This is a genomic window from Dactylosporangium sp. NPDC050588, from assembly GCF_040654975.1.
GTDB classification, from domain to species: Bacteria; Actinomycetota; Actinomycetes; order Mycobacteriales; family Micromonosporaceae; genus Dactylosporangium; species Dactylosporangium maewongense.
This window is the reverse complement of record NZ_JBFAJA010000023.1, coordinates 102,110-117,385: the sequence shown is the minus strand read 5'-3', so window position 1 is coordinate 117,385 and position 15,276 is coordinate 102,110. Positions and strand designations below refer to the sequence as shown.

The window sequence follows — 15,276 nt, the reverse complement described above, 5'->3', positions numbered from 1 at the left end:
CGACCCCGGCGACGGACCCGACGAACCACACGAACGGCGCGGTGACCACCGCGGCGGCGACAGACAGCAGCACGACATCCCTCTCGGCCGGAAGCAACCCATGATGCCTGCCACACATTGCGCTCAGGTTGCGACCCGGTCAGCGCCCGGGCGCCGGCCGGGTCAGGGCCGTGTCACGACCGGGGCGCCGACCACGGGCCGTCCGGGGCCAGGGCCGCCAGGACCTCCAGCAGCTGCGGCGGCTGGAGCTCGTCCGGCAGCGACGCCAGGTCCGACCAGAGCACCCACGCGTGCGAGTCGAGCGTCACCTGCTCGTGGGGCAGCAGACCGGTCCGGACCAGCGGCGGCCGCTCGGCGTCGAACCGGGCGAGGAAGAACTGCTCGGTCCCGACGTACCGCGTGCCCTTCCACCACGAGTCGCGGGACACCGGCACCCAGCGCTCCCGCACGAGCCCCGCGTCGAGCCCCGTCTCCTCGGCCAGCTCCCGCCGCGCCGCCTCGAACGGGGTCTCGCCGGGGTCGATGCCACCGCCGGGCGGCTCCCACAGCCACCTGCCGTCGGAAGGGTCCCGCCACCGCAGCAGCAGCACCCGGTCGGCGGCGTCCAGGCAGATGACCCGCGCGGCGGGCCGGTGCTTCGTCACGCCCCGACCGTAGCCCCTTGCCGGCCGCCGCGCGTCGAGGAAGATTGGCGACCATGACCAGCACCACCGGCCCGGGCCGGCTCAGGCAGAACGCCATCTACCGTGCCGGCGTGCTCGGGCGCGCGCCGGACGTGCCGACCGACGCCGACGAGCTGGAGCGGCGGGCGCGCCGGGCGATGTCGCGGAAGGCGTGGGCGTACGTGGCGGGCGGCGCGGGCGGTGGCGCCACCATGCGGCACAACCGGGCCGCGTTCGAGCGGTGGCGGATCGTGCCGCGGATGCTGCACGGCGCCACCGCGCGGGACCTGACCACCACGGTGGCCGGCACGCCGCTGCGCGCGCCGCTGCTGCTCGCCCCGGTCGGCGCGGGCGCGCTCGTGACGCCCGGCAGCGACGTCCGCATCGCCGAGGGCGCGGCCGCGGCGGGCGTGCCGTACGTCTTCTCCAGCCAGGGCTGCGACCCGATGGAGCGCACCGCGGCCGGCATGGGCGACACCCCGTTCTGGCATCAGCTGTACTGGTCGACGGACGAGCGGCTCGTCGACTCGATGATCGGCCGCGCGGAGGACTGCGGCGCCCGCGCGCTCGTCGTCACGCTCGACACCACGTTGCTCGGCTGGCGGCCGCAGGACCTCAACCTGGGCTCGCTGCCGTTCGCGCGAGGGCTGGGGATCGCCCAGTACACCTCGGACCCGCGCTTCATGGAGATCGTCCGCGAGCGCATGACCGCCCCCGCCGCCAAGCCGCAGGTCACGCTCGGCGCGCTGCGGACGCTGTGGTCGATGGCGCGCAACCACCCCGGCGGCACGGTCGCCAATCTGCGCTCCAGGGAGCCGCGGGCCGCCGTCGAGACCTTCCTCGACATCTACTCCAACCCGGGCCTGAGCTGGCGGCACGTGGAGACGCTGCGCCGCCGCACGAAGCTGCCGATCCTGCTCAAGGGCATCCTGCACCCCGACGACGCCAGGACCGCGGTCGCGGCCGGGGTCGACGGCATCATCGTGTCCAACCACGGCGGCCGGCAGGTCGACCACACGGTCGCCGCCCTCGACGCGCTGGTCACCGTCCGCGACGCCGTCGGCCCCGACGCGACCGTCCTGTTCGACAGCGGCATCCGCTCCGGCGCGGACGTGTTCGTCGCGCTCGCCCTCGGCGCCGACGCGTGCCTGCTCGGGCGGCCGCACATCTACGGTCTCGCGATCGCCGGTGCGGACGGCGTACGGCAGGTCGCGGAGAACGTCGTCGCCGAGCTGGACCTGACGATGGCCCTCACCGGCGTCCCGGACGTCGCCGCCATCACCCGCGCACAGCTGCGGGAACACATCCGGTAGCCGGAGCCGGTGGGTCAGTCCCAGACCCGGCCGAGGGCGGCGAGGCCGGTGGCGTATTCGATGCGGGACAGCCACGGCAGCGGCCACGCCGTCATGCCCAGCGACGCGCCCAGGAAGGCGCCGGCGAGGCAGGCGATCGAGTCCGAGTCGCCGGAGGTGGTGGCGGCGCGGGCGAGGGCGGTCACCGGGTCGTCCGCATGGCGGATCGCGCACAGCAGGCCGGTGGCCAGGGCCTCTTCGGCGATCCAGCCCGCCCCGGTGGCCGCGCACGGGTCGCCGCCGTCGTCAGGGCCCGCCAGGGCGTCGTCGAGGCGGTCGAGCACGTCGAGGCACTCGTCCCAGCCGCGGCTGATGAACTGCTCCGGCGAGCTCACCGACGGCTGCTGCCAGAGGGTGCCGAGCCAGTCCGACCGGTAGGTGGTCCGCTGCGACTCGCACCGGTCGCGCAGCGCGGCGGGCAGCTCCGCGACGGCGGCTCCGTCGCGGAGCAGGCGGACGGCGAGCGCGGTGAGCTCGCTGGCGGCGAGGGCCGTCGGATGGCCGTGGGTCATCGCGGCCTGCAGCTGGGCGACGCCCGCGAGGGTGTCCAGGTCGTAGGTGGGGACGAGTCCGACGGGCGCGACGCGCATGTTGGCGCCGCAGCCCTTGGAGCCGGCGACGGTCGCCTCGGTCCACGGCACGCCGCGGGCGAGCCCGCCGCACGCCCGCAGGCACGTCATGCCGGGCGCGCGGTCGTTGTCGGGGCTGTGCGCCCACTCCACGAAGCGGGCCCGCAGCGGCGGCTCCAGCGCGGCGGCGGTGGCGGCGGGAGCGTCCAGCAGCGCCCAGCCGACCGCGAGCGTCATCTGCGTGTCGTCGGTGACGAGCGCCGGGTCGCCCTCCAGGTCGCGGGGTCCCCCGGGACCGTAGCGCGCGACGATCGCGTCGACCGTCATGAACTCGGTCGGTTTGCCGAGGGCGTCGCCGTACGCGAGACCGAAGAGACACCCGGAGGCCGTGGTCGACATGGGAGGGATCGTACGGAACACGCGTCAGAACGGGGGAAGGGCCTTGAAGCGTTCGTCGAGGCGGATGCTCGGCAGCAGCCGGCGCAGCATCGCCCGGGTCGCGGTCAGCGGGTGGTGCGGGAACTCGGCGTCGTACTGCTCGTCGTCGGCGTGGAGGGTGGGCAGGCCGCCGGTGGCGTCCGGGGCGAACGGCGACGGCTTGTTCATCCCGTCGGGGCCGAGCTTCGTGAAGACGAGTGCCTCCCGGACGCCGGTCGTGCCGGACTCCGTCGCCTGCACCTTCAGCACGGTGCTGCAGGTGGCCCGCGGGATCGTGTAGGAGCCGAGGAACACCAGGCCGTGGCCCTGGGGGTGGCGGATCTTCACCACCTGCCGCAGGGCGGGCAGGCCGTCGACCGGCTCGACGGCCGCGTCGATGAGCCCGCCGCCGGCCGCCGCGGTCCGACGGGCCGTGCCGGCGAACAGCGCGGCCGGGTCGTGCAGCGGGGCCGGCAGGTCGGGGCGCAGGTTGAAGAAGTGCAGCGTCATCACCGGACCCTGCTCGTGCTGCCAGGCGTACTGGTCCATTTGCTGGAAGCCTGTGAGGTCCAAATGGGTGATCGCGCTCATAGAAGTTCACCCTAATGGGCTACCAGGTGACCCAGAAATGCGGCGAATAGCCCGTTTTGTGGCTCATACCACCAGGGGATTCGGGTGACCAGCGTGGTTGCCCGGCTGTCCCTGCGGGGGAACTGGCAGTACCGTAGGTCCCGGCGAGGTCTTCACTGCCGGCAACGATGGCCGGTAGGACTCGTCTGTTTCAGGAGGAACGTGTGGCTAGCGGTACCGTGAAGTGGTTCAACTCCGAAAAGGGCTTCGGCTTCATCCAGCAGGACGACGGCGGCGCGGACGTCTTCGTGCACTACTCGGCCATCGCGAGCAGCGGCTACCGCGAGCTCACCGAGGGCCAGAAGGTCGAATACGACGTGACCCAGGGCCAGAAGGGCCCGCAGGCGGACAACGTTCGCGGTCTCTGACCTTCTCGATCCTGCTTCGGAAGCCGCGCACCTGCCGGTGACCGCTTGCATGACGGGCCCGTGCGACGCTCACACGATGGGCGTGGCGCGGGCCCGTCGCCATTGCTGAGGGCAGGCGTCCGGGTGCAGCAGCGCGGCGAGCGCCTCCACCCCGTCGACGAGCCGCGGGCCGGGCCGCACCACGATGCCGTCGGCGTCGATCGCCCACACCGCGGCGTCCGGAAAGCGCGGCGCGACGAGCCGGGCCTGTTCGGCGGCGCCGTCGAGATGGAACCCGCACGGCGACACCACGACCACGTCCGGCCCCACCGCGGTCAGCGCGTCCCAGGTCGTCGCCTGTGACCGCGCGCCGGGATGCGCCGCGACCGGCTCCCCACCGGCGGCGGTGACCAGGTCCGGCACCCAGTGGCCGGCGGTGAACGGCGGGTCGACCCACTCCACGACCAGCACCCGCGGCCGGGGACGTCCGGCGACCGCCGCGGCGACCGCGTCCAGCCGCGCCCGCAGGTCCGCGACCAGCCGGTCCGCCCGGTCCGGCACCCCGGCGCGGGCGCCGACCGCCTCGATCGTGCCGAGCACCTCCGTCAGCGAGTGCGGGTCCAGCGACAGCACGTCGGCGCGGCAGCCGAGGTGCTCCAGGGCGTCGGACACGTGCCCCGACGGCAGCGCGCACACCCGGCACAGGTCCTGCGTCAGGATCAGCTCCGGGTCGAGCGCGGCCAGGGCGCCGGCGTGCAGCGTGTAGAGGTCCTCGCCCGCGGCGAACCGCTCCCGCACATACGCGTCGATCTCCGCCGGCGCCATCCCGCGGGTGTCGCGCCCGCCGACGACCACTGTCTTGCCGGTCCGCGCGGCCGGCGGCTCGTCGCACTCGAACGTCACGCCGACCAGGTCGTCGCCGAGCCCCAGCGCGTAGACGATCTCCGTCGCGGACGGCAGCAACGACACCAGGCGCACGCCGGCCAGCCTAACGGGTGAGTGAACGGACGCCGGGATTCACCCGTCGACACTTCACCGTGCTGCCGCCCCGCATTCACACGGCGTCCCGAGATCGGTGGGATAGCCTCGTCGAGGACGCGGAGCCCGCGTCCACTCCCCCCGTGAAATCCGCGATTGTCTCGAGGTCTGACGCTGGTCCGCCCGGCCCGCGTCCCGACCCGTCGCGCCTGCGCGAGGGAGAGGTATGTGTTGACGCGAGTTCGGCCGCGGCACGGGCGCAGGCCCGCGACGCTCGAGCAGTTGTATGCGGGACGGGACAACGGGATCGGCGCGATCCGGCTGGGCCTGGCGATCGTCGTCGTGTTCACGCACGGCACGTCGCTCGGCTTCGGCTGGGAGGACCTCGGCGAGTCGCTGTTCCTTGGACAGACCAACACCGGCACCCTCGCGGTGTTCGGCTTCTTCGTGCTGTCGGGGCTGCTCATCACGCGCAGCGCGGCGCGCACGACGATCGGCCGGTTCGTGTGGCACCGGATGCTGCGCATCCTGCCGGCGCTGTGGGTGTGCCTACTCGTGACGGCGTTCGTGGTCGCGCCGCTCGTCGCGTTGCATGAATGGGGGACGCTCAAAGGGTTCTGGTCCGGGCCGAAGGGGCCGCTGCAGTACGTCATCGGCAACTGGTTCGCCGGCGTCCGCCAGTACGGCATCCACGACCTGCTCGGCGCGTCCACCCCCTGGGGGCGGCAGTCCGGCGGCAGCGTGTTCGACGGTGCGTTGTGGTCGCTGGTGTACGAGGTGCTCTGCTACGGGCTGGCCGGGGCGCTCGCCGTCACCGCGGTCCTGCACCGCAGGCGGTGGCTGGTCGTGTGCCTCGCCGTCGCGCTGTACGGCGTCGTCGTCACCGACCAGATCCAGGGCCGCCCGCTGATCGGGCCGCCGACCCCGCACTACGGCCAGGTGCACCTGCCGCTGCTGGGCGAGGTGTCGTTCCACTGGCTCATGTACCTGGGGTTCCTGTTCCTCGCCGGCGCGGTGATGGAGCTGTACCGCGACCGGGTCGTCATCCACGACGGCGCCGGGTTCGCCGCCCTCGCCGCCCTCGCCGGGTCGCTGCTGTTCGGCGGCTTCTTCGTGATCGGGTTCCCGGCCCTGGTGTACACGCTGATCTGGGCGTCCGTTCGGCTGCCGGCCGGGCTGCGGTGGATCGGCCGGCGCAACGACTACTCGTACGGCGTCTACATCTACGGGTTCATCGGCCAGCAGGTCTTCGCCGGTCTCGGCTGGAACCGGTGGGGGTACCTGCCCTACATCGCGATGTCCCTGGCCGCCGCGTTCGGCGCCGCAGCGCTGTCGTGGCACCTGGTCGAGCGGCGCGTGCTCGCGCTCAAGGACTGGACGCCGCGCCGTATGCGCCCCGTCGCGAAGGTGCCGGTCCAGGCGGCGGGCCCGGTCGCCGTCGCGGACGTCCCTATTGCGGTGGGAGCCCGAACAGACTGATCAGCCCGGCGGTGCGCAACGTGCGCAGCAGCGTCGCCGACGGGTGCTCCAGCACCAGCCGCGAGCCCGTCTGCTCGGTCTGCCGGTGCGCGGCCACCAGGGCGCCGACGCCGCTGGAGTCGATGAACGTGACGAGGCGCAGGTCGAGGTACAGCGTGCCCGGCGGCGGCTGCAGAGTCCGCTCGACGCAGCGCCTGAACCGGTCCGTGGCGCCGTAGTCGAGATCGCCACGGACCACGATGACGACGCCGCCACCGATGCGGCCTTGCACGTGCAGGCTCATGTCCACCGAGAAACCGTCCCAACTCCGGATCGGTGAACCCTATCGACCCTGCTCAGCGACGGTTCGTTGCCATCCGGCAAGCGAAGCGGCGGGGCGCGGGCGAGACTGCGGGGCGGCGGGGGCGCGGGCGAGCTGCGGGGGCGCGGTGAGGCGCCCCCGCAGGCGTGTTCAGCGCACGAACTGGGTCTCCACGCCGGCGTCGACGGCGTCGCCGATGCCGTAGACCCAGGCGGTGCCGACCGGGTCGCCGAGCTGGGCGCGCAGCCACAGCGCGGCCCACCGGGCGATGTTCTCCACGCCCGCCGCCTGGTTCAGGGTCTGCGGCGACAGGTCCGGCCGGGCCCCGGCCGGGTTCTGCGCGTCGGTGATGCCGTAGTGGTTGGCGCCGGCGACACTCACGTACAGCTTCGGCGCGCCCTGCAGGACCGCGTACGTGCCGAGGCCGTTGGCGGGGGTGCCGATGCCGTCCACGGCGCCCTGGATGAGCGCGACCGGGACGGTGTTGGCGACCGGCGGGATCACCGGCGAGCCGGGGGCGGCGTTGTTGGTGCCGTAGAACGCGGCCGCCCGCAGTTGCGCCGGCGCCGGGATCGGCACGTCGGTGAACGGTGGCGTGGACAGGCCCGTGGTGAGACCGAGCCCGGCGGCGCCGCCGAACGAGTGGCCCGTGAGCAGCAGCGTGCCCGCGTCGATCTGACCCTTGAGCGGCGAGCCGGCGCGGGCGTTCTCGGCGGCGGCCCAGGCGACGGTCCAGGTCGCCTCGGCGCCGTCGGCGTACAGGCCGGGGACGCCGAAGATGACCCGGGTGTGGTCGGGGACGACGACCACGAAGCCGTAGGAGGCGACCTTCCGCGCGAACCCGGCGTAGGAGGACCGGGCCACGTTCGCGCCCTGCAGCAGCAGGACGACCGGCCACGGCTGGTGCGGTGAGGAGGTGCTGGGGTGGTACACGTCGGCCTGGTCGCCGTTGACCGTGGTGCCGTAGGTGCCGACGTTCGAATACGCGGCGTCCGCCCGGGACGGGCCGATCAGGGCGCCGGCAGCGCCGGCAAGGGCGGTGCCACCGGCTGCGAGCAGCACGCCGCGGCGGCTGAAGCGTTGAGCCATTCGGACCTCTGTTTCCTCTAGTGAAACACAGTTTCCTTTACGACACGCGCCAGCGTACGGGAACAGTGGGGCCCGCCGTCAATGCCTTGACGGCGGGCCCTTGTGTCCGTGAAGGTCAGGCGCCGCTGAGCGTCTGGGTCACGCCGCCCGTCAGCAGCGACTGGTAGTACGCGCCGCCGGGGTAGTACGTGGCGGTCGTCGTGCCCGCGACGGCGTCGCCGGCCCAGGCGACCGCGAAGGTCTGCAGCGCCGTGACGTTGCCCGACTGGGAGGCGCCGTTGGGCACGGTGCACAGCCCGTCGGTGCTCGCGCCCTCCGCGTCGCAGTGGGAGCCGGTGGTGAGACGGACGCCGAGGAACGGCCGGTGCACGTCGTTGGTCAGCTCGACCGTCCCGTTCGCGTTGGAGTTGGCGAGGTACGGCGGGGACGAGATCGCGAGGACCGGCGTGCCGGTCAGGTTGAGGCCCTTCAGGCCGGTGGCCGTGTTGGAGCCGATGAACGACTTCACCGGGTCGAGCAGCTGGACGAGGCGCACCCGGGCGAACTGCGACGGGAACGTGGTGCGCAGCCGGTTCGCGACGTACGCGGCGACCTCACCGCCGGCCGAGTGGCCCGCGATCACGTACGAGGTCGGCAGGGTGCCCGCCGGGCGGCCCGCCTTGCCCAGCGCGTCGGCGTAGCTGCGGGCGAGCGCGCCGCTTGCACTGTTCGCCTGCCCGAGCCAGGTCGCGACGTTGTTCAGGAACGGGGCGTTGTTGCCAAGGTTGCTGACCGTGCAGCCGAAGATGTCGGCGGACGGCAGCGTCGGCGCGAAGACCACGAACCCGGCCGCGGCGTAGTGCTCGGCGAGGTCGGCCAGGTTGCCGTTGGAGCGGGAGAAGCCGTGCTGCAGGTAGACCAGGCCCTTGGCGGTGCCGGCGGGCAGGAACCAGTCCGCCGACGGCCGGTAGGTCAGCCCGGCGCACGAGACGTCGACGGTGTTGCTGACCTGGGTCCATGCGCCGGCAGCTGTCGCCGCCCGCGCCGGTGCGGTCAGGCTCACCGTGGCGGCGATGAGCAGGGCGGACAGGGCGGTCAGCCGTTTGGAGAACATCGAGCGCTTACCTCCTGACGTGTATCGCTGGACGAAACGCTGTTTCCTGAGGATCGATTAAGCTCCGCTTGTTGGCAGGCTGTCAAGAGGCGTAGAGTGCCGTCGTGGAGGGAAGCCCGTCGATGTCGTATCCACCTTCGCCGTGGTCTCTGCACGGCCGGATGCACGTGTCCGTGTGGGCCGTGCCGGTGGCGGACGTGCCCGCGCTGCCGCCTGCGCTGGACGGCGCCGTCCGGGTGCTGCGCGTCGGGAGGCGGGCGTTCGTCGGCACCGCGTGGGTCGACTACCGGCCCGGCGGCGACATGGCCTACCGGGAGCTGCTCTCGGCCGTGCTGACCCGGGCCGGCTGGCGGCCGCGCGTCACCATCACGCACATCTGGGTGGACAGCGTCGCGTCCCGGGACGGCGGCCGGGAGCTCTGGGGCATCCCGAAGGACCTCGCCGACCTGACGATCCCCGCGGCGTCCGGCCCCGCCACCGTGTCCACAGTGGACGGTCCGATCGCGTCAGCCGCGCTGCCGCGCGGGGACGGGCTGCCGCCGCGGCTGCCGGCCGGGTTCCGGGTCGTGCAGGCCCTCGCAGGGCGCGCCGAGACGACGCCGGTGCGCTCGACCGCGCGCTACGGCCCCGCCCGGGTCGCGTGGACGATCGCTCCCGAGGGCCCGCTGCGGTTCCTCGCCGGCCGCCGGCCGCTGCTGTCGTTCGTCGCCGGCGACTTCCGGATGCGGTTCGGCGCGCCTCAGCGCGCCGCTGTGGAGTCCTCTGGGTAGTTCGCTGTGTAGTCCGCTTCGCTCAGGTGGGCCGTGCGCGCCGCGTATTCGGCCGCCATCCCCGGCCAGTTGGTGACGACGCGCCCTCCGCCGGTGCGGTACCAGCTGTCGCAGCCCACCCAGACGCTGTCGCCGAGCCGGCGCTGCATCTCGGCGTCGAACGCGCCCGCGACCTCCGCCCGCACCTCCACCGGACCCCGGCCCGCCAGCATCCGCACCGCCTGCACGATGTAGCGGGCCTGCGCCTCGTGGAAGTACACCACCGACGTGTTGCCGGTGTTGGTGTTCGGCCCGTACATCAGGAACATGTTCGGGAAGCCCGGCACCGCGATGCCGAGGTGCGCGTAGGCGCCGCCGCGCCACTCCTCCCGCAGGTCGCGCCCGTCCCGCCCGGTGATCCGCACCGGTGCGAGGAACTCGGTGGCCGCGAAGCCGGTGCCGTACACCAGGACGTCGCACTCGTGCACGGCGCCGTCCTCCGTGCGGACGCCCCCGGCGGTCAGCCGCTCGATGTCGGCGGTCACCAGGTCGACGTCGGGGCGGCGCAGCGTCCGGAACCAGTCGCCGGTGAACAGCACCCGCTTGCACCCCATCGCGTAGTCCGGTGTGACCCGCTGCCGGATGCCGCGCGCCTGCAGCACGCGCTGCGCGCTGGACAGTGTCCAGACCGCGAGGCGCGCCGGCCGGTTGCCGGTCACCGCCTTGCCCGTCACGACGGTGAGCAGCCACGTGCCGGCCCGCGCGGCCCGCATCACCGCCGGGACCCTGCGGTTGAGGGCCCGCCGCCAGCTCCCGTACCGCCGGTTCGGCTTCGGCAGCGTCCACGGCGCCGTGCGCTGGAAGACGGTGACCCGCGCGGCGTGCGGCGCGATCGCCGGCACCAGCTGGATCGCGCTGGCCCCCGTGCCGATGACGCCGACCCGCCTGCCGGTCACGTCGACGCCCGGATCCCAGCGCGCCGTGTGCATCGCCGGGCCGGCGAACTCCTCCGCGCCCGGCAGCACCGGGATCACCGGCCGCGACAGCTGCCCCATCGCCGGGATGAGGACGTCGAACTCGTCGCCGGAACCGTCCTGATAGGACACCCGCCACCGCCCGCCGGTCCAGGCGGCGGCCACGACCTCGGTGCCGAGCCGCAGGTGCGGCTCCAGGCCGAAGTCCCGGACGCACCGCCGGAGATAGCCGAGGATCTCCGGCTGTGGCGGGAAGCGCTGCGACCAGTCGGGGTTCGGCGCGAACGAGTACGAGTACAGCGGCGCCGGGATGTCGCACGCGCAGCCCGGATACGTGTTGTCGCGCCAGACCCCGCCGACGCCATCCGCCTTGTCCACAATGGTCAGATCGCGGAAACCGGCCCGGCGCAACAGGTGCGCGGCCGCGATCCCGCCGAACCCGGCGCCGACGACCAGAATCCGCGTCATAGCTTCCTGAACACCTGCTCCACGAGCGTGATGAGGCTGGTCGACAGCAGCACATGCACCTGGTCCCGGCTGAGCACGCCGCGCTCCAGCCACTCGCGGGCGGTCGCCTTCGCCAGCCCGCAGTAGGCCCGGACCATCGCCCGCAGCTCGTCGCGGTGCTCGGCCTGGCCGTCGAGCCCGACCGCCACCAGGATGCTGTCGGCGGCGATGTCGTCGGCCTCGCGGAGCACCCGCTCGATGTCCGGGTCCCGCCCGACCCCACCGCCGTCGACGGCCGCGAGCCACGACCGGCTGTGCCGGGACACCACGTCGAGGAACCAGGTGACGCTGGCGTCGACCCGGGTCGCCAGGTCGCCCTCCGGCAGCTGCTCCACGGCGACCGCGGGGATCGTCACGAGCACCCGGACCGCCTCGACGAACAGGCCCTTCTTCGTGCCGAAGTAGTGGTTGATCAGCCCGCGGGCGACCCCGGCCGCCTCGGCGATGTCCGTGGTGGACACGTCCGCGTAGGCCCGCTCCCCGAACAGCCGCACCGCGACGGCGAGGATCTGCTCCCGCCGGACGTCAGGCTCCAGCCTCCGCCCCCGCTCGACGGTCTCCCCGCTCATCCGCATGGCAGCCACCGTGCCCTGTTGTTGGCTGGCTGTCAACAACGTACGGTGACCCCCGTGACCACGCTGTCGCACCACCGGTCCGGCACCGGCGAGCCCCTGGTCCTGCTCCACGGCATCGGCAGCCGCTGGCAGCTGTGGGAGCCCGTCCTGCCCGCCCTCCGCCCCCACTTCGACGTGCTGGCGCTGGACCTGCCGGGCTTCGGCGCCTCCCCACCGACCGCGGGCGTTTCCTTCGGCGCCTCCCCACCAACCGCGGGCGTTTCCTTCGGCGTCTCCCGCACGGGCGCCGGCGCCGACGTTGCCTCGTTCGCCGACGCGGTGACCAGCTTCGCCGCCGCCGCGTTCCCGGGTGCGGCGTCGTTCCACGTGGCGGGCAGCTCGCTCGGCGGTGGGATCGCGCTCGAGCTGGGCCGGCGCGGCGTGGCCAGGTCGGTGACCGCGTTCGCCCCGATCGGCTTCTGGGGCCCGCTCTCCCGCCGCTGGTGCCAGGCCTCGGTCACCGGCGCCCGGGTCTTCGGCCGCCTCACCCGCCCCGCGCTGCCCGCCCTCGCGTCGACGGCCGCGGGCAGGATCGCCGTGTTCGGCCTGTTCTTCGGCCACCCGGCCCGCCTCGACCCCGCGGTGTGCCTCGCCGACGTCGACGCCCTGGTGGCGGCCCCCGCCTTCACCGCCGCCAGGTCCGCGTTCGCCGGCCACCGCTTCCCCGGCCCCGGCGCCCTTGACACCATCCCGGTCACCGTCGCCTGGGGCACCCGCGACGCGATCCTCCCCGCCTTCCAGTCCCGCCGCGCCGCCGCCGTGCTGCCACACGCCCGCCACGTCAGCCTCAAGGGCTGCGGCCACCTCCCGTTCTCCGACGCCCCGGACACCTGCGCCACCCTGATCCGGACCACCGCCGCCACCACCTGACCCGATTCGCAGGCGACGTGACGCCTGCGAAGCGCGGGGATTCGTCTTCCAGTGCGTGCTCCGTAACGCCCGGAGCCATTGGCCGATGACCCGCTGGCCTTGCGGTTCACGTCCTGGTCGGCCTTGACGACCCCGCACGACGCCCGGACCCGGTGACCGCCGACAAGCCCCGCTCCTCCCGAGCCGGCCGGAAGCGACGCGGCCGGGCCGGCGGCACAGGACCTAGACGCACCTGGGCAGGCCGCCGAGGGTGCCGTCGCGGAAGGCGGCGATGCGGTCGAAGGCGGTGGCGTCGTTGCTGGAGCCCGCGCGGCCGAAGGCCAGCAGGGCGGCGACGGCCTCGTCCAGGTCGCCCGGGGAGAGGCGGAGGCCCTCGGTGCGGTTGAGCAGGTCGTTGGTCCAGGAGCCGGCCAGGCAGTCGACCGTCAGCTGGCCCTCGCGACCGGTGGCCGGCGCGCCGCGGCGTTCCTGGGCGACGCGGGCGAACAGGTCGGCCAGGAGCATGCCGATCGCGTTGTCGCCGATGTGCTCGTACAGCTGCGGGCCCAGCTGCTTGTCGTCGAAGGCGATGAAGTCCCGGCTCGTGCAGGCGAAGGCCGGCGACGGGTCCTGGCCGGGGCAGTCGGGCGGGTCGGCGGGGTCGAACGGGACCACCTCGACCTGCTTCCACGGCTTGCCGGTGAGCCGGGGGTAGGCGCGGCTCCAGTACGCGGAGGCGTCGGCGGACAGCTCGGACACCGCCTGCCCGTAGGGCAGGTCGCCGCCGGACGCGGCCTCCTCCTCGGAGCTGAAGGGGACCTCGGTCACCGGCAGGTTGCGGGCGTTGTACGCGGCGCACCGGCCGGCGCCCTGCTCGACGCCCTCCTGCAGGGCCCGGACCCGGTCGAAGGCGTTGCCGTGCGCCTGCTCGGCCTGGGCCGGGACGCCTGGCTCGTCGCGGAGCGTGAGCATGCCGGCGACGGTGCTGTCGAGCTCCGCGGGGGTGGCGGCGGCGAACTTCGAGGAGTGCCCGGCGGCGATGTCGGCGATCCAGCTGCCGGCGTAGCAGTCGGCCTGCTGCTCCAGCACGATCGTCGGCTGGCCACCCTGCTGGAGGCGGGTCTGCACGGCGTGGCCGTACTCGTGGGCGAAGACGACCGCGACGAGCAGGCGGCCGAAGTCGGCGTCGAGCTGCGGGACGAGGGTCTCGGCGTCCCAGGCGATGAAGTCGCCGGCCGAGCAGTAGAAGGCGTTCGGCTGGTACTGCCACCGTTCGGGCCCGCACGGCGGTGGCGGGTCCTGCCGGGTGTACGGGTGGTAGCCGCCGGTCACGGGGCGGAAGGGCACGCCGCCGGACAGGCGCGGGTAGGTGGCGGACCAGAACCGCTCGACGTCGGCGATGGCGTCGCGCGCGGTCTGGTCGGCGCGGGTGGCGTCGGGCGCGCGGCCCAGGACACCGCCGAGCGGGGCGCCGCGCTGCTCCTGGTCGCCGCCGGTGCCGATGGCGCAGCCGGCGCCGACCACGAGGGCGACCGCCGCGGCCATGACGCGAACGAGACGGCTCATGCCGCTGCGCTTCGGCGTCGGCCTGAGCCAGGCACTGCGATCCCGGTCCGCAGCCATCCGCTGCGCTCCCTGCCCGCTCACGCCGCTGCTTCCGCTGCGCTCCTGCCAGCTCACGCCGCTGCTTCCGCTGCGCTCCTGCCAGCTCACGCCGCTGCTTCCGCTGCGCTCCCGCCCGCTCACGTCCTGCCCATGCCCCACCGGGTCCGGCGCGAAACGCGGGCTGAACTCGATCGAGCGGCACGCATATCATCGCCCGGTGGACTTCTTCGACGGTGCCGACGGCACCCGGCTCGCGTACCACCGCGGCGGCGCCGGCAGCCCGCTGATCTGCGTCCCGGGCGGGCCGATGGTGGCCTCGTCGTACCTCGGCGACCTCGGCGGGCTGTCCGCGCATCACGACCTGGTGCGGCTGGACCTGCGCGGGACCGGCGCGTCGGAGGAGCCGCGCGACCCGGCAACCTACCGCTGCGACCGGCTCGCCGACGACGTCGAGGCGCTGCGAGAGCACCTCGGGCTGGACCGGATCGACCTGCTGGCGCACTCCGCCGGTGCGGCCGTCGCGGTGCTGTACGCCACCCGCCACCGCGACAGGATCGGCCGGCTCGTGCTGGTGAACCCGTCGCCCCGGGTGGTGGGCCTGGAGGTCGCCGACGCGGACCGGCGGGAGGTCGCGCGGCTGCGCCACGCCGAGCCGTGGTTCCCGACCGCGTTCACCGCGTTCGAGCGGGTGTGGGCCGGCGAGGCCGTCGCCGCCGACTGGGCGGCGATCGCGCCGTTCAGGTCCGGGCGGTGGGACGACGTCGCCCGCGCGCAGGCCGCCGAGCAGGACCGGCTGCGCAACGAGGAGGCGGCGAAGGTGTACTACGACGGCGTCGACGCGGCGGCGGCCCGGACGGCGATCGGCGGCCTGCGGGCGCGGGTCCTGCTGATCGCGGGCGAGTATGACGTGGCGCTGCCGCCGAAGCGCGCCGCCGACTACGCGGGCCTGTTCCCGCACGCCGAGGTGGCCGTCCAGCCCGCCGGCGGGCACTCCCCGTGGCTCGACGACCCGGCCTGGCTCGCGACGACGGTCAGCGCGTTCCTGAAATAGGCCGTTGCAT

16 protein-coding genes are annotated in these 15,276 nt (G+C 73.8%); 6 read left to right on the top strand and 10 right to left on the bottom strand.

The window, feature by feature from the left end; genetic code table 11:
• Positions 1 to 173: 173 nt before the first annotated feature.
• On the bottom strand, positions 174 to 644 hold the full coding sequence (locus tag AB0I21_RS18170) for an NUDIX domain-containing protein (RefSeq protein ID WP_360562418.1): 471 nt from the start codon (positions 642 to 644) through the stop codon (positions 174 to 176).
• A 53-nt stretch (positions 645 to 697) separates the two neighbouring features.
• On the opposite strand from AB0I21_RS18170, the gene AB0I21_RS18165 reads away from it, so the two are divergent.
• Entirely contained in the window at positions 698 to 1,975 is a 1,278-nt protein-coding gene (locus AB0I21_RS18165; RefSeq protein WP_360562416.1) for an alpha-hydroxy-acid oxidizing protein, read from the top strand.
• Between the two features lie 14 nt (positions 1,976 to 1,989).
• Here AB0I21_RS18165 and AB0I21_RS18160 read toward each other — a convergent pair whose 3' ends face one another.
• Both AB0I21_RS18160 and AB0I21_RS18155 read right to left on the bottom strand, forming a co-directional pair.
• Positions 1,990 to 2,982 carry an ADP-ribosylglycohydrolase family protein gene (locus AB0I21_RS18160; RefSeq protein ID WP_360562415.1) on the bottom strand — a complete coding sequence of 331 codons (993 nt, stop codon included), beginning with the start codon at positions 2,980 to 2,982 and terminating at the stop codon, positions 1,990 to 1,992.
• A gap of 24 nt (positions 2,983 to 3,006) precedes the next feature.
• Positions 3,007 to 3,591 carry a hypothetical protein gene (locus AB0I21_RS18155; RefSeq protein WP_360562413.1) on the bottom strand — a complete coding sequence of 195 codons (585 nt, stop codon included), beginning with the start codon at positions 3,589 to 3,591 and terminating at the stop codon, positions 3,007 to 3,009.
• A 203-nt stretch (positions 3,592 to 3,794) separates the two neighbouring features.
• On the opposite strand from AB0I21_RS18155, the gene AB0I21_RS18150 reads away from it, so the two are divergent.
• A complete protein-coding gene (locus AB0I21_RS18150) occupies positions 3,795 to 3,998 on the top strand; it encodes a cold-shock protein (RefSeq protein ID WP_360562411.1) in 204 nt (67 codons plus the stop codon).
• A gap of 69 nt (positions 3,999 to 4,067) precedes the next feature.
• Here AB0I21_RS18150 and AB0I21_RS18145 read toward each other — a convergent pair whose 3' ends face one another.
• Positions 4,068 to 4,955 (bottom strand): cobalamin-binding protein, encoded by an 888-nt coding sequence (locus AB0I21_RS18145; protein WP_360562409.1) that lies wholly within the window; start codon positions 4,953 to 4,955, stop codon positions 4,068 to 4,070.
• Positions 4,956 to 5,183: 228 nt separating this feature from the next.
• Between AB0I21_RS18145 and AB0I21_RS18140 the strand changes: the two genes are divergently transcribed.
• Complete coding sequence (locus AB0I21_RS18140; RefSeq protein WP_360562407.1) at positions 5,184 to 6,434, top strand: acyltransferase; 1,251 nt, start codon at positions 5,184 to 5,186, stop codon at positions 6,432 to 6,434.
• On the opposite strand, the gene AB0I21_RS18135 is transcribed toward AB0I21_RS18140, so the two are convergent.
• The 3 genes from AB0I21_RS18135 to AB0I21_RS18125 all read right to left on the bottom strand — a co-directional run bounded on the left by AB0I21_RS18135 (position 6,406) and on the right by AB0I21_RS18125 (position 8,917).
• Positions 6,406 to 6,717 (bottom strand): STAS domain-containing protein, encoded by a 312-nt coding sequence (locus AB0I21_RS18135; protein ID WP_360562406.1) that lies wholly within the window; start codon positions 6,715 to 6,717, stop codon positions 6,406 to 6,408. The two genes, AB0I21_RS18140 and AB0I21_RS18135, sit on opposite strands and share 29 nt — an antisense overlap.
• 168 nt (positions 6,718 to 6,885) lie before the next feature.
• Positions 6,886 to 7,824: a hypothetical protein gene (locus tag AB0I21_RS18130; protein ID WP_360562404.1), complete on the bottom strand. Its 939-nt coding sequence runs from the start codon at positions 7,822 to 7,824 to the stop codon at positions 6,886 to 6,888.
• Positions 7,825 to 7,939: 115 nt separating this feature from the next.
• Entirely contained in the window at positions 7,940 to 8,917 is a 978-nt protein-coding gene (locus AB0I21_RS18125; protein ID WP_360562403.1) for an alpha/beta hydrolase, read from the bottom strand.
• A gap of 122 nt (positions 8,918 to 9,039) precedes the next feature.
• On the opposite strand from AB0I21_RS18125, the gene AB0I21_RS18120 reads away from it, so the two are divergent.
• The gene (locus tag AB0I21_RS18120; RefSeq protein WP_360562402.1) at positions 9,040 to 9,687 is read left to right on the top strand and encodes an acetoacetate decarboxylase family protein; all 648 of its coding nucleotides are present in this window, start codon (positions 9,040 to 9,042) and stop codon (positions 9,685 to 9,687) included.
• Here AB0I21_RS18120 and AB0I21_RS18115 read toward each other — a convergent pair.
• Together AB0I21_RS18115 and AB0I21_RS18110 are read right to left on the bottom strand one after the other, a co-directional pair.
• Positions 9,657 to 11,108 carry an NAD(P)/FAD-dependent oxidoreductase gene (locus AB0I21_RS18115; RefSeq protein WP_360562400.1) on the bottom strand — a complete coding sequence of 484 codons (1,452 nt, stop codon included), beginning with the start codon at positions 11,106 to 11,108 and terminating at the stop codon, positions 9,657 to 9,659. The genes AB0I21_RS18120 and AB0I21_RS18115 overlap by 31 nt on opposite strands.
• Positions 11,105 to 11,722, bottom strand: coding sequence for a TetR/AcrR family transcriptional regulator (locus AB0I21_RS18110; protein WP_360562398.1), 618 nt, complete (start codon positions 11,720 to 11,722; stop codon positions 11,105 to 11,107). Before AB0I21_RS18110 ends, AB0I21_RS18115 begins: the two co-directional genes overlap by 4 nt.
• 54 nt (positions 11,723 to 11,776) lie before the next feature.
• Between AB0I21_RS18110 and AB0I21_RS18105 the strand changes: the two genes are divergently transcribed.
• Positions 11,777 to 12,631, top strand: a complete 855-nt coding sequence (locus AB0I21_RS18105) for an alpha/beta fold hydrolase (protein ID WP_360562396.1) — start codon at positions 11,777 to 11,779, stop codon at positions 12,629 to 12,631.
• A 222-nt stretch (positions 12,632 to 12,853) separates the two neighbouring features.
• Here the strand turns inward: AB0I21_RS18105 and AB0I21_RS18100 are convergent, their stop codons facing one another.
• Complete coding sequence (locus AB0I21_RS18100) at positions 12,854 to 14,176, bottom strand: zinc metallopeptidase (RefSeq protein WP_360562394.1); 1,323 nt, start codon at positions 14,174 to 14,176, stop codon at positions 12,854 to 12,856.
• 256 nt (positions 14,177 to 14,432) lie between these two features.
• Between AB0I21_RS18100 and AB0I21_RS18095 the strand changes: the two genes are divergently transcribed.
• Positions 14,433 to 15,266: an alpha/beta hydrolase gene (locus AB0I21_RS18095; protein ID WP_360562392.1), complete on the top strand. Its 834-nt coding sequence runs from the start codon at positions 14,433 to 14,435 to the stop codon at positions 15,264 to 15,266.
• The last annotated feature ends 10 nt before the right edge of the window (positions 15,267 to 15,276 follow it).

Excerpts from the sequence above, each read along its gene's own strand:
- AB0I21_RS18165 (WP_360562416.1), top strand. The coding sequence starts at position 698 with ATGACCAGCACCACCGGCCCGGGCCGGCTCAGGCAGAACGCCATCTAC.
- AB0I21_RS18160 (WP_360562415.1), bottom strand. The coding sequence starts at position 2,982 with ATGTCGACCACGGCCTCCGGGTGTCTCTTCGGTCTCGCGTACGGCGAC.
- AB0I21_RS18155 (WP_360562413.1), bottom strand. The coding sequence starts at position 3,591 with ATGAGCGCGATCACCCATTTGGACCTCACAGGCTTCCAGCAAATGGAC.
- AB0I21_RS18135 (WP_360562406.1), bottom strand. The coding sequence starts at position 6,717 with ATGAGCCTGCACGTGCAAGGCCGCATCGGTGGCGGCGTCGTCATCGTG.
- AB0I21_RS18130 (WP_360562404.1), bottom strand. The coding sequence starts at position 7,824 with ATGGCTCAACGCTTCAGCCGCCGCGGCGTGCTGCTCGCAGCCGGTGGC.
- AB0I21_RS18125 (WP_360562403.1), bottom strand. The coding sequence starts at position 8,917 with ATGTTCTCCAAACGGCTGACCGCCCTGTCCGCCCTGCTCATCGCCGCC.
- AB0I21_RS18120 (WP_360562402.1), top strand. The coding sequence starts at position 9,040 with ATGTCGTATCCACCTTCGCCGTGGTCTCTGCACGGCCGGATGCACGTG.
- AB0I21_RS18115 (WP_360562400.1), bottom strand. The coding sequence starts at position 11,108 with ATGACGCGGATTCTGGTCGTCGGCGCCGGGTTCGGCGGGATCGCGGCC.
- AB0I21_RS18110 (WP_360562398.1), bottom strand. The coding sequence starts at position 11,722 with ATGCGGATGAGCGGGGAGACCGTCGAGCGGGGGCGGAGGCTGGAGCCT.
- AB0I21_RS18100 (WP_360562394.1), bottom strand. The coding sequence starts at position 14,176 with ATGAGCCGTCTCGTTCGCGTCATGGCCGCGGCGGTCGCCCTCGTGGTC.